This is a genomic window from Massilia sp. Masssp93 (assembly GCF_059491295.1).
The window spans coordinates 1,659,581-1,672,496 of sequence record NZ_CP168502.1 but is presented as its reverse complement, the minus strand read 5'-3'; the positions used below and the strand labels follow the sequence as shown (position 1 = coordinate 1,672,496).

Annotated in this window: 10 protein-coding genes; 6 read left to right on the top strand and 4 right to left on the bottom strand. The window is 67.6% G+C overall.

Going from position 1 to position 12,916, the window contains the following annotated elements:
• Positions 1–55: 55 nt before the first annotated feature.
• Both ACEN9Q_RS07185 and clpP read right to left on the bottom strand, forming a co-directional pair.
• The gene (locus ACEN9Q_RS07185) at positions 56–2,215 is read right to left on the bottom strand and encodes an exo-alpha-sialidase (RefSeq protein ID WP_495629010.1); all 2,160 of its coding nucleotides are present in this window, start codon (positions 2,213–2,215) and stop codon (positions 56–58) included.
• A gap of 196 nt (positions 2,216–2,411) precedes the next feature.
• On the bottom strand, positions 2,412–3,035 hold the full coding sequence (clpP, locus tag ACEN9Q_RS07180; RefSeq protein WP_495627835.1) for an ATP-dependent Clp endopeptidase proteolytic subunit ClpP: 624 nt from the start codon (positions 3,033–3,035) through the stop codon (positions 2,412–2,414).
• Between the two features lie 162 nt (positions 3,036–3,197).
• On the opposite strand from clpP, the gene ACEN9Q_RS07175 reads away from it, so the two are divergent.
• The 5 genes from ACEN9Q_RS07175 to ACEN9Q_RS07155 all read left to right on the top strand — a co-directional run bounded on the left by ACEN9Q_RS07175 (position 3,198) and on the right by ACEN9Q_RS07155 (position 9,713).
• Positions 3,198–3,881 carry a sigma-70 family RNA polymerase sigma factor gene (locus ACEN9Q_RS07175; protein ID WP_495627834.1) on the top strand — a complete coding sequence of 228 codons (684 nt, stop codon included), beginning with the start codon at positions 3,198–3,200 and terminating at the stop codon, positions 3,879–3,881.
• A gap of 229 nt (positions 3,882–4,110) precedes the next feature.
• Entirely contained in the window at positions 4,111–5,604 is a 1,494-nt protein-coding gene (locus tag ACEN9Q_RS07170) for a vanadium-dependent haloperoxidase (RefSeq protein WP_495627833.1), read from the top strand.
• 21 nt (positions 5,605–5,625) lie between these two features.
• A complete protein-coding gene (locus ACEN9Q_RS07165) occupies positions 5,626–6,573 on the top strand; it encodes a hypothetical protein (RefSeq protein WP_495627832.1) in 948 nt (315 codons plus the stop codon).
• Between the two features lie 128 nt (positions 6,574–6,701).
• Positions 6,702–8,858, top strand: a complete 2,157-nt coding sequence (locus ACEN9Q_RS07160; protein ID WP_495627831.1) for an FUSC family protein — start codon at positions 6,702–6,704, stop codon at positions 8,856–8,858.
• A 60-nt stretch (positions 8,859–8,918) separates the two neighbouring features.
• Complete coding sequence (locus ACEN9Q_RS07155) at positions 8,919–9,713, top strand: type 1 glutamine amidotransferase domain-containing protein (protein WP_495627830.1); 795 nt, start codon at positions 8,919–8,921, stop codon at positions 9,711–9,713.
• Here the strand turns inward: ACEN9Q_RS07155 and ACEN9Q_RS07150 are convergent.
• Entirely contained in the window at positions 9,691–10,668 is a 978-nt protein-coding gene (locus ACEN9Q_RS07150; RefSeq protein ID WP_495627829.1) for a Bug family tripartite tricarboxylate transporter substrate binding protein, read from the bottom strand. The two genes, ACEN9Q_RS07155 and ACEN9Q_RS07150, sit on opposite strands and share 23 nt — an antisense overlap.
• Positions 10,669–10,711: 43 nt before the next feature.
• Positions 10,712–12,064, bottom strand: a complete 1,353-nt coding sequence (locus ACEN9Q_RS07145) for a 2-hydroxycarboxylate transporter family protein (protein ID WP_495627828.1) — start codon at positions 12,062–12,064, stop codon at positions 10,712–10,714.
• Between the two features lie 152 nt (positions 12,065–12,216).
• Here ACEN9Q_RS07145 and ACEN9Q_RS07140 point away from each other — a divergent pair, with 152 nt between their 5' ends.
• Complete coding sequence (locus tag ACEN9Q_RS07140; RefSeq protein ID WP_495627827.1) at positions 12,217–12,903, top strand: trimeric intracellular cation channel family protein; 687 nt, start codon at positions 12,217–12,219, stop codon at positions 12,901–12,903.
• Positions 12,904–12,916 lie beyond the last annotated feature (13 nt).

Sequence of the window (12,916 nt, the reverse complement as noted above, 5' to 3'; positions counted from 1 at the left end):
CCAGCTGCCGCCGCCGTGCACGGCCGGCGGCAGCCAGGGCGTCACCGGTTTCCCGTTACGGCTTGCCGACGACGATGCCGCGTCCCGCCGTGCTCATGTAGACCACGCCGAACGTATTCATGTCGCCCGCCACGAAATGGCCGTTGCCCGGACCGCCGTACTGGTGCGCGCTGTCGTTGATGCGCGTCCAGGTCTGCCCCGTATCGGTCGACCGGTACACGCCGGTCACGCCGCCGATCGTGCCCCAGATGTAGACGGTCGGATAGGATGCGCCCGCCGCCGCCTTGCCGAAGCCGACCGCGCCGCAATACGTGATGTTGGGCAGGTTGCTGAATTGCCAGCCCGAGCTCGTGGTACGCGCGAGGCCGCCGCCATACAGCGCCACCCAGATGTCGCCTTCCCGGCCGGGCGCCGCGCGGATCGCATCGCTGCCCCAGGTCGGCAGCGTGGAGAACTTCCAGAACGACGCGCCGCTGTCCGTACTGATCATGAAACTGCCGTCCGATGGGCTGTACACGTAAAACTTGCTCGCATTGGCCGGATCGGCGACCGGGCGCGCATTGCTGACGCCGAGCCCGCCGACCGTCGACCAGCTCGTCCCCATATTCGTCGACCGGTACGTGGTCGAGGAACCGGACGGGCTGTGCAGCAGGACCGTGCCGCCGGCGGACAGCGCCACCTGGCCGTAGGTGCCGTTCATGTTGGTCTGGTTCCAGTTCGTGCCGCCGTTGGCGGACGTGTACATCTTGTTCCCGACCCGCACCGCCAGGCTGGTATTGCTGTCGGCGACCGCCAGGCCGGTCGTCGTTCCCATCGTCGGGGAATACTGCGGATTCGTGTACGTGTCGATGTTGTAGTGCTGGAAGCCGTCGTAGTCGCCGATGGCGGACAGCACGGGCCCGCCGGGGATGCTGTAGATGTTCAGCGGCACCGTTTCATCCAGGCCCTTGACGGTGAACGTCCACGTGGTCGGCACGGCATCGATGTTGGCGGTCTTGAAAATGCCGTTGCCGGACGTCAGCCAGACGGCCTTGTTGTTGAACGGATCGAACACGGCCGTACCGGCCCAGTGCATGGCCTTGCCATTGATCCAGGGAACGCCGCCGTTGTCGCGTACGAAGCCCCGGTTGATCACGTCGGTCCAGCTGGCGCCGCCGTTCGTGGAGATGTACACATGGTCGCCCCAGCTGTCGCCCTGCTGCATGTACTGGTTGATGGTCGACGCGACCAGCCGCTGTGCATTGACCGGGTCCACGCTGATGCCGCTGAATGCCGCGTTGACGCCGGACGGCGTCACGTTGGTCCAGGCGCCGTTGGACAGCGTGTACCGCCAGATCTGGCCGCTGTTCATGGGCTCCGTGCCCGAACTGTTGCCGTGCGGCCCGGCACCGTTGGCATACGTGATGTACACGTTGCCGGCGCCGTCGAAGGCGGCGCGCTGCGGCATCAGGCCCGAGGGGCTGCCCGACACGGCGCTGAACGACGCGCCCGCATTATCGCTGCGGTACAGGTTCGCCCCGGCCGACCCGTAGCGCGACACGCCGACGAGCAGGCGTTGCGCCACGCCGCCCGACACGCTCGCCGGATCGGCCAGGACGAGGCTGATGCCATTGCCGTTGGCCGTCGTCGTCACGTTCAGCGCCGTCATCTGCGACCAGTTCGCGCCGTAGTTGGTGCTCTTGAACAGCCCGTTCGCACGGGTGCCGACGTACAGGACATTGCTCGAACCCGGATCGACGACGAGCCGCTCGCCGTTCTGGCGTCCCATGCCATTGCCGTCCGCCTTGAACTGGCCGCTGACGTCCGTCGTGGAAAAGGTCCTGCCGTAATCGCTCGAGCGCAGGATTGCCGATTTGCCGCCGTTGAAGTAACCGATCCCGACGTACATATACACGTTGGCCGCGTTCTTCGGATCGACCGCGAGGGACTCGACGCCGAGATAGCCGACCTGGTCTTCCGCCACCCAGTCCAGCAGCGACACCCAGCGGCCGTTGGCATTGTCCCACCGGTAGGCGCCGCCGACGTCGGTGCGCGCATACACGACGCCGGCCTCCGTCTTGCTGGGGATGACGGCCGATACGAACCCGCCGCCGCCGATGGCGACGTTGCCCCAGGAATAGGCGGCTGCGGGCTGCTGTACAGCCAGCGCTGCCATGCCGAGCGCGGCCACCGCGAGCGGTGTCGCTCTCTGGAGCAATGAATTGATCAACTTCATGTAAGGCCTCCCAAGATTGTTATCCATCTGAAATCTGAAGTAAGGCGACGCCTGTTTCCATGCAGGCGTCGATTCCCGCGTCGGCCCGTCTCCGCGAAGCCGAAGTGCAAGAATCCACGAAACATATCCGACGAGTTTGAGCGCACACGGTGGTGTAACGATGCCTGGCATAAATTGTTCAGGCATCTGACAAATTTCATAAAGGCGTGGCCGTGGCCCGCGCCTCCAGCACGCGGTCGATCAGGCCGTATTCCGCGCCCTCGGCGGCGGACATGTAGCGGTCGCGGTCCGTGTCTTTCTCGATCCGCGCCAGCGTCTGCCCCGTGCGCTCGGCCAGCATGGTATTCAGGCGATGCCGCTGGTACAGCATCTCGCGCGCCTGGATGTCGATGTCGGCCGCCACGCCCTGCGAGCCGCCGTGCGGCTGGTGGATCATGATGCGGGCGTTGGGCAAGGCGTAGCGTTTGCCGGGCGCGCCGGCCGCCAGCAGGAAGGAGCCCATGCTGGCGGCGAAGCCCGTGCACAGCGTGGACACGTCGGGCTTGACGAACTGCATCGTGTCGTAGACCGCCATGCCCGCGTACACGGACCCGCCCGGCGAGTTGATGTACAGTGCGATGTCCTTGTCCGGATTGTCCGACTCGAGGAACAGCAGCTGCGCGACGATCAGGTTGGCGGATTGCTCCGTCACCTCGCCGACGAGGAAGATCACCCGCTCCTTGAGCAGGCACGAGTAAATGTCGAAGGCGCGCTCGCCCCGTCCCGTCTGTTCGATGACGGTGGGGACGAGGCCGAGGCCGCGAGGAAAATGCGATGTCATGACGGTCCTTTCGTGGCAGGTCGAATCGCAAAACGGATTCGCTGCCCGCATGACGCTCGCGGCACACCGCCGTGTGACGGCAAAAAAATAAATCGCCGGCGTGTCACATCCGGCCGCCGCCGCGCGTCAAGGGATACCACCACCGCAACGAGGAGAATCGCGATGCCACGTATCACCGATACCGACGTCACCGATACCGACGGCGCCCTGTTCGAACGGCTGCGCCCGCGCCTGAAAGCGATCAGCCTGCGCATCGTCGGCAGCGAGGCGGACGCCGAGGACGTCGTGCAGGACTGTTTTCTCAAATGGCATGGCACCGACAGCGACGCGCTGGCGACGCCGGCGGCCTGGCTGACGACCGTCGTCCGGCACCAGTCGATCGACCGCCTGCGCCGGCGCGTGCGCGAAGCGGCGGCGGCGCACGCCGCGCTGGAACTGGCACCCGCCGCGACGCCCGTGCCGCCGGAAGACACCCTGCTGCGGCGCGCGGCACGGGCCGGGGCGCTCGCCCGCCTGCTGGCCTGCCTCTCGCCTGCCGAGCGGCTGGCGCTCGTCCTGCATGACGTCCTGGACTGCAGCCATGCCGACATCGCGGCGGCACTCGGACTGAGCCCGGCGAACGCGCGCCAGCACCTGTCGCGCGCGCGCCGGCGCCTGCGCGCGCAAGCGGACGAGACCCCGCCGGACGAGAAGCTGTGCCGCGAGCTCATCCGCCGCTTCCATGCCGCGCTGGACGGCCGCGACGTGCCGGCGATGGTGACCTTGCTCGGCGACGCGCAGCCGCTGGCCGTACGTGCGCGCGCGTGCGCCAACGATGCGGTCTACGCGGTGCTGGCAGCGGCCTAGCCGGCATCCGCCCCCGCCAGTCGGGTTTCGTGTTGCGCACGCTGAAGGGGGCCGATACGCCGCCGGACCTCCGATTCCGCGCTGCGCCTTATCACGAACGCAAACGGCGCGCGGCGACGTTACGCAAGCAGCCCCCCTTTTCCGGTTGAGCGCCCGCAATCCTGTACCCGCCATCCGTCCCGATACTTGATGCATGTGGCATACACCGCATCGAGCAAAGGGGCGTGACATGGAGCGACGTACGTTTCTCAGGATGGGTAGCGCACTGACACTCGGCAACGCGCTCGCCGCCTGCGGAGGTGGCGACAACGCACCGCAATTCGCCGCCGCACCACCGCAATACAAGGCCGTGGTCGGCTGGAACCAGACCGCGCTGCAGGCGATACGCAACGTGAAGCCCGGTCCGCCCATGGCCGCCCGCTCGCTCGCGGTCCTGCATACGAGCATGTATAACGCGTGGGCGGCGTACAGTCCGGTCGCGATCCAGACACCGCATGGCCCCGAGGTGCGGCGTCCGGAAAGCGAACGGGTGGCCGACAACAAGGCCATGGCGATGAGCCATGCGGCCTACCGCGTTCTGGTCGACCAGTTCCCGACGCAAAAGCCCCTGTTCGACAGCTATATGACGAGCATCGGCTACGACCCGTCGACGAGCGGGACGGACCTCGCATCGCCCCAGGGCATCGGCCAGACGCTGGCCGCGGCCATGCTCGACTATTGCCACAAGGACGGCGCCAACCAGCTGGGCGACCTGACGGCCGGCGGCGTGCCGTACGCGGACTACACGGGGTACACGCCAAAGAATCCGGCGCTGGTCGTCGCCGCGCCCACCCCGCTCGCCGCCATGCCGGCGCCGGGCAACTGGCAACCGCTGACGTACGCCGACGCGTCGGGCACCGTCGCCACGCCCGTCTACCTGGCCGCCTGCTGGGACCGCATGACGCCGTTTGCGCTGGCCGCGGCCGACCAGTTCCGCCCCGGCCCGCCCGCAGCGTTCGGCACGCCCGAGTACGCCGCGCAGGCGCAGCACATCCTCGACGTGCAGGCGGCGCTCACGGAACGGCAGAAAGTCGTCGCCGAGTATTGGGCGGACGGTCCCAAATCGGAATTGCCGCCCGGGCACTGGTGCCTGTTCGCGCAATTCGTCTCGCAACGCGACAACAACGACGACGACCGCGACGTGCTGCTGTTCTTCGCGCTGGCCAATGCCCTGTCCGACGCGGCGATCGCCGCCTGGGACGCCAAGCGTGCCTACGATTCGGAACGCCCGATCACCGCCATCCGTTACCTGATGCAGGGCCGGTCCGTCACCGGCTACGGGGCGCCGGGCGTGGCGGCCGGATTGCGCCAGATCGCCGGCGAGACGTGGGTGCCCTACCGGCCGTCCACGTTCCCGACACCGCCCTTCCCCGAACACGTGTCCGGCCACAGCGCATTCAGCGCGGCCGCGGCGGAAGTGCTGCAGCGCTTTACCGGCAGCGACGTATTTGGCGGCAGCTATACGAAGCCGGCCCATTCCATGCTCATCGAGCCTTCGCTGCCGTCCGCCGACCTGACGCTGAGCTGGGCGACGTTCAGCGACGCGGCGGACGAAGCGGGCATCTCCCGCATCTACGGAAGCATCCACTTCGATAACGCCAACACCGCCGGAAAAGATGTAGGACGCAAGGTCGGTGCACTCGTGTTCGACAAGGCGCAACGTTATTGGACGGGCCAGGCATGAGGCCCGGATCGAGAGGTCAATATGAAGCATGAAACCGGGCGCCCGCCGCGAGCGCATCTCATGAGAGTCAAAAGCCCGAGTGAAATTCTCGAGACATTGGATGAGGATGGAAAACTCGACGGCCTGCCGTTCATGCCCGAAATGGTGGCGTATTGCGGGTCCTGCATCCGCGTGCATCGCAGCGCGCGCCGGACGTGTGTCGTCGGCCATGGCTTTCGCGAAATGAAAGACGCCGTCTTTCTCCAGGACGCCCGCTGCGACGGCAGTTTTCACGACCAGTGTCATCGTGCCTGCCTGCTGTTCTGGAAACAGGAGTGGCTGACGCCGGCCGGGGCAGTTCCCGGCGCCCAGCCCGCGCCCGCATGGTCGGCGCACGATGCCGCGGCGGCGGCGCGGCTGCGGCGCCTGCCCACGCGTGACGGCGAGCGCTACGTGTGCCAGTCGACGGCGCTCGAATCGGCGACGACGGCCCTGCATCGCTGGGACGTCCGTCCCCTGCTCCGCGAAATCGTCGCGCGCGAATTGGCGCTGTCCGACTTCGTCCGCATTCTGTTCCGCACCTTGTGGCGGCGGGCGGGCGGCGGAAAGCAGGACCAGCTCATCGGCGTCCCGGGAGCGAAGAGCAGAGGCAGCCTCGACTTGCGGCAGGACGAATGGGTCGCCATCAAACCGATCGAGGAACTCCGGCACAACCTCGATGAGAAAGGGAGGAATTGCGGATTGACCTTTCCCCCGACCATGCATCATGCGATCGGACACAGCTACCGCGTCGCCTTCCCTGTCCGTCAAATCATCCTCGAGCAGACGGGCATGATGGTAAAGCTCGGCAATACCGTCGCCCTCGACGGTTTGCTGTGCGAAGGCATCGATGTGGCGATGTGTCCGCGCGCGGAATTTTTATATTGCCGCGAAAGCTGGTTGCGGCGCGGTGCGGCGCCGGCCGATCGCCCTGGCGCGAACCGTGGCTGAGGCGTGCCCCGAGCCATGCCCTGAGGCGTGCCCTGAGGCGTGCCCCGTGGCGTGCCGCGAAGTCGCTTGCTGCGGCGCTATAATGGACTCATCGTTTCCGGCCGTCCCGCCTCGCGTGATCCGAACACATGCATTACGTCCTCGCGCCCCGCACGCTCTTCTTCAGTCACTATTTCTATACCGGCCTGCGGATCGCCACCGGCGTCGTCGGCCTGACAGGCCTGACGTACCACTTCGCCGACCTGCCGACCGCAATGGCGGTGGCGATCGGCGCGCTGTGCACCAGCCTGATGGACCTGCCGAGCCCGCTGCGCCACAAGTTCAACGAGATGCTGGCAGGCGTGCTGACGTGCTCGCTGGTGGCGCTGCTGGTCGGCCTGTGTTCGCCCGTGCAATGGCTGCTGCGCACCGTCATCGTCCTCGTGTCTTTTCTGGCCAGCATGATGACGGTGTACGGCAGGAAGGCGATGCCGCTGCAGTTCGTCGCCTTGTTCGTGATGATGCTGTCGAGCGGTGCGGCCGCCACGCCGCTGCAGGCGTTGCGTCATGGCGCGCTGTTTTTTGCCGGCGGCGCCGGCTACATGACCTATGCGATGGCCGTCGTGTGGCTCCTGCGGCGGCGCCTCAAGCAGCAGGTGCTGGCCGAAGCGCTGTACGAGCTGGCGAGCTACACCTGCATCAAGGCCGGCTGCTACGACATGGCCAACTTTCTGCCCGCGCAGATGGAAAAGCTCGTGCGCCAGCAAAGCGCGCTGGCCGTGCGGCAGCAGGCCTCGCGCGACCTGGTCCTGCGCGGCAAGCCCAAGGCGGACGAAGCCGTCCTGGTGCAGGTCCACTACGCCATGTTCGACCTGTACGAACTGGTGCTGTCGACGCACACCGACTACGCCCTGCTGCGCCAGCATTTCGCCGGCGACCCCGTGCTGCCGCTGCTGGGCGACCTGATCGGCAAGGCGGCGCGCGACATCGAATCGGTGGCCTATGCCATGACGCGCAACCGGCCCTCGCATCCCGTCATCGACTACCGCGACGAGTTGCGCGCGCTCGACGCGGCGCTGCGCGCCCTGCCGCCGGCCGACAGCGAGGACGCCAATGCGCGGGCGGTCCTGCGCGCCACCTTCAACAAGATCCGCGACATGATCGCGATGATCGCGCGGCTGCACGGGGCCAGCGCGGCGACGCGGGGCACGCTGCCGATGGCGGCCGGCGCGGACCTGACGCCGTTCCTCACCCAGCAGCGCTACAGCATCGGCATCCTGCTGTCGCACCTGCGCTGGACATCGCCGACGTTCCGCTTCGCGCTGCGGGTGGCGATGGCGATTTCGGTGGGCCTGCTGTCGGCCGGATGGCTGCCCTACAAGTCGCACGGCTACTGGACGGCACTGACCATCGCCGTGATCCTCAAGCCGAACTTCAGCATGACCCGCCAGCGCCGCACCGACCGCCTGGTCGGCACGCTGATCGGCTGCATATTGACGGCCGCGATCCTGTATGTCGTCCATGCGCCGGCCGTACTGATCGGCTTCCTGTTCGTGGCGACCGCGGCCGGCCCCACGTTCCTGTCCATCAAATACCGCTACACGGCCATCGCCGCCAGCATGCAATCCCTGCTGCTGATCGGGCTGACGATGCCGCACGGCGGCGGCGCCATCGAGGAGCGCCTGCTGGACACGGTGCTCGGCACGCTGATCGCCACCTTCTTCAGCTACGTGCTGCCGAGCTGGGAATACCAGAACCTGCCGTGCCTGGTGGATGCGGTGGCCAGCGCCAACCGCAAATACGTCGACGCCGCCGCCGACCTGCTGCTGGGGCGCGCGATCGACGATTTCCATTACCGGATCAATCGCAAGCGCTTCATGGACAGCCTCGGGAATCTCAGCGCCGCGCTCGGCCGCATGCTCGACGAACCGGCGGCCCAGCAACGCGCTCCCGCCGAGCTGAACCGCTTTACGGTGCAGAATTACCTGCTGATGGCCCATATGGCGGCGCTGCGCCTGCTGTTGCTGCGCTACGCGGAGAACATGCCGCGCGCGGAGGTCGAGGCCGCGCTCGCCGACGCGTTCGCCAAGGTCAGAAGCAACCTCGGCACGGCGCCGGCGCAAGACACGGCGCCGGACGACGGCCGCACCGTCCGGATCGCGGCCTGGCGCGGCTGGGCGCCGCTGCAGCGGCGGGTGCACCTGCTGCAGCAGGATGCCGCGCAGCTGGCGCTCAGCGGTGCCGCGATCGACAGCGCGCTCGGCCGGGATGTCCATCGACCGGCTTCAAAAACAGCGAGCACCTGACGGAACTAAAGGTCGCCCAATCCGCTCTGTGAGTCATGATCCTGGCGCGGACACGCGGTCATGAACACCATCAAGATACTGGCTGGAAAACGAATCGCCATCCTCTCTGCCGACGGATGCGAGCAGGCGGAACTGAAGACCCCGGTGGCGGCCCTCACCGAAGCGGGCGCCGACGTGACGCTCGTGTCGCTGCGGCGCGGGCGGATACGCGGGATGCACATGCACGAGCCCGGCGAGCTCGTCCGCGTCGACAAGACCATCGACGACGCCCAGGCGTCCGACTACGACGGCCTCTTCATCCCGGGCGGCTACGTCAGCCCCGACATCCTGCGGCAGTCGGCGCCGGTGCGTGCGTTCGTGCGGCAATGCGATGCGGCCGGCAAGCCGATCGCCCTGATGTCCCAGGCGCCGCTGGTCCTCGTCTCGGCCGGACTCGCGGCGCGCCGTATCCTGACGTCCTGGCCCGGCGTGCGCGACGACGTCGTGAACGCGGGCGCAACCTGGCTGAACCAGGATGTCGTGCGCGACGCCCATGTGTTGTCGGGCCGCGGCACGCAGGACATGGCTGCGTTCGTACAGGCGCTGGTCCCGTTCTTCGCGGGCGAGCCCGCGGCGGCGCCGATGCCCGATGCGCAATCGGACCCGGCGCAGGACAAGCCGCTGGAACAGCCAAACCAGTCGCTGCGCTGGCTCGCGGCGCCGTCGTTCGGGACGATGCTCAGCCTGGCGCTGCTGGGTGTCGGCGTCGTGGCGGCCCAGCGCGTCCGGCACAAGCACGCGGCCGCCGGCGCGCCCGTCGAACCGCACGGGATCGCCGCCGCGCCGCCGGAGGCTAGTGCTCCCGCACGAGATTGAATTGCCTGGCCTGCTGCTTGTAGGCGGCGACGGCCTGCCGGATGTAGCGGGTCAGCGCGTCGCCCGTGAGCGCGAGCGGATACAGCCCGATCTGCGCGCGCATCCGTGCGAATTCCGGTGCGGACTCGATGCGGTCGAAGGCCTGGACCCAGCGGCGATAGTCCGCTTCCGGCACGTCCGGCCCCATCCAGATGCCGCGGATCAGCGGCCATACCACATCGAAACCTTGTTCGCGCGCCGTCGGCACGGTGGCCAGCGCGCCCGGCAGGCGCCGGTCGGACAGCACGGCCAGCACGCGCGCCTTGCCGGACGCGGTGTACAGGCCCGACTCGGACACGTCGCTCGAGACCACCTGGACATAGCCGGCCTGCATCGCGACGAATTCCTCGCCGCCGCCTTCGAGCGCGACGAAGCGCAGCTGGCGCGGGTCGATTCCGGCCTGGCGCGCCAGCAGCGCCATCTTCATCCAGTCCTGGCTGCCGATGGTGCCGGACATGCCGATCACGATCTTCTCGGGGTCGCGCCGCAACGCGTCCATCAGGTCGTGCAGCGAGCGGTACGGCGAGTCGGCGGGCACGGCGATGACGCCGTAATCGATGCCGAGTCCGGCGACCCAGCGGACGTCGTCGGGCGTGGCCTTGCCGAACTTGCCCTGGGCCAGGTTCAGCAAGGAACCGCCGGAAAACGCGACGAGGGTGTCCGGCTCGCCGCGGCGCTGCGACACGATCGTGTGCCACGCCACCGCGCCGATGCCGCCCGGCATATAGCTCAGCTTCAGCCGGCGCGCGCCCGGTTTGCCCTGCAAGGCCTTCTGGGCCAGCTTGCAGGTGAGGTCCATCGCGCCGCCCGGCTTCGACGGGACGAGGCATTCGGCCTGGGCCGGTTGCTTCGCCAGTGCCGGCGCTGCCAGCAGCAGCGCGGCGAGCAGCGGCAGGAGGATGCGGTGTGCGTTCATGGGTCCCATCATACTCGCCGGCACGCTGTCGTTCGCGGATTCGTCAGTGCAACTGCGACATCAGCAACAGCGTCAGCGTGACCGTGATCGCGCCGCCGATCCGCGTGGCGATCTGCGCGAACGGCATCAGCTGCATGCGCTCGGCCGCGGTCAGGATCGCCACGTCGCCCGTGCCGCCCTGGCCGCTGTGGCAGGCATTGATGATGGCCGCTTCGATCGGGTACATATTCATCTTGCGGCCGACGAAGAAACCGGTCGCGATCAGGCTGGCCACCGTCGAGACGATGATGACGAGATTGACGACGTTGAATGCCGACACGAGTTTGTCCCACGGCGTCATCGACGCGCCGATCGCGAACAGCAGCGGATACGTGACCGCGGTGGAAAAGAACTTGTAGACGATGTACGAACTTTGCTGCAGCTGCGGCGACACGAGGCGCGACAGCTTGAACATCACGGCCACGAACAGCATCGCCACCGGCGCCGGGAAGGCGAACAGGCGGAAGCACATCATGCCGACCATGTACAGCGAAATGGACGTGATGCCGGCCGCGGCGATATTGCTGATGTCGAAATTGCCGGACACGGCCTCGGCCTGCGGCTTCAGGTCGCCGTCGTCGTTCGGCTGCAGGCGGCCGTTGCCGGTCAGGTGGGGACGCTTCTTGCCGAGCGAATTCAGCATGCCGGACAGCAGGATCGCCGTCAGGCTGCCCAGCATCACGGGCGGCAGGACCTCGGCGAAAATATGGCCCTGTTCCTGTCCCAGGATGCCCGCATAACCGATCGACAGCGGAATCGCGCCTTCGCCGACGCCGCCGGCCATGATCGGCGCGACGAGGTAGAAGAACGTGTGGTACGGACCGAGGCCCAGCACGGTGCCGACGGTGGTGCCGACGACGCCCGCCACGACGGAGCCGATGGCCAGCGGCACGAAGATCTTGAGGAAGCCCTTGATGAGCACCGCCCGGTCCATGCTCAGGATGCTGCCGACGATGATCGACGAGATGAACAGGTACAGGAAATTGGTCGATTTGGTGAAGTCGACGACGTTCTTCAGGACCGGCGGCGGCAGCAGCTTGCTGAACGCCAGGTAGGACGGAATGAAGGTGGCGAAAATCGCCGCGGCGCCGATGTTGCGGAAGAACGGCAGGCGCTTGCCCAGCTCGGCGCAGGAAAAGCCGCCGACGGTCAGGATCGCGATCGACACGCAGATATCGTTCGGTACCTTGCCGGTCGCGACGAAGCCGCCGATCAGTGCCAGCAGCAGCACATACACCGGCAGCGGCACGATGCCGATGCGGGCCTGCGCGATGCGGCGGCAGGCGCCCGCGAAGGATGTGGCGGCCGGCTTGGCGTCGTCGCGCGCCGGCGTGTAGGTCGTCGTAGTCGTATTCATGGTGTGCTCCTCTTCTTGGCCCAGGCTCCGGCATTCCCGGCAGGTAGATATGGAATGCGGTGATACGATCGATCAGCCTGGTGAATGGAGCCCACTATAGCGACGCAACCCTTCAATTACCTTTCAGCCGGCAGGCGCGGCATAATGTCGCCATGTTCCCATCCGTTTCCCTCGACGTCAGCGCCGCGATCAAGACCCTCCTTCTCACGCTCGACCTGCTCGGCACCTTCGTGTTCGCGCTCTCCGGCGCCGTGGCCGGCGTGCGCCGCCGGCTCGACCTGTTCGGCGTGCTGGTGCTGTCGTTCGTCGCCGCCAACTCGGGCGGCATCGTGCGCGACGTCCTGATCGGCGCGGCGCCGCCGGCGGCGATCCGCGACTGGCGCTACCTCGCCGCGTCGCTGCTGGCCGGCGTGCTGATCTTCTTCTGGTATCCGGGCATCAAGCGCCTGCGCAGCCCGGTGCTGGTGTTCGACGCGGCGGGCCTCGCGTTGTTCTGCGTGGCGGGCGCGCAGAAAGCCCTCGTGTTCGGCCTGTCCCCGGTGATGGCCGCCCTGCTCGGCATGCTGACGGGCGTCGGCGGCGGCGTCGCGCGCGACGTGCTGCTGTCCGAGATCCCGGCCGTGCTGCGCTCGGACATCTACGCCGTCGCCGCGCTGGCCGGGGCGGCCGTGATGGTGACGGGCGACGCGCTGGGCCTGCCCGGCCCCGCGAGCGCCTGCGCCGGCGCGGCCCTCTGTTTCGGGCTGCGGCTGGCGGCCATCCAGCTCGACTGGCACCTGCCCGTGGCGCGCCGCGCGGCGGACGATGCCGAGGCGGCCGGGCGCCGGGACGAGCGCTAGCCGGACAGCGTCA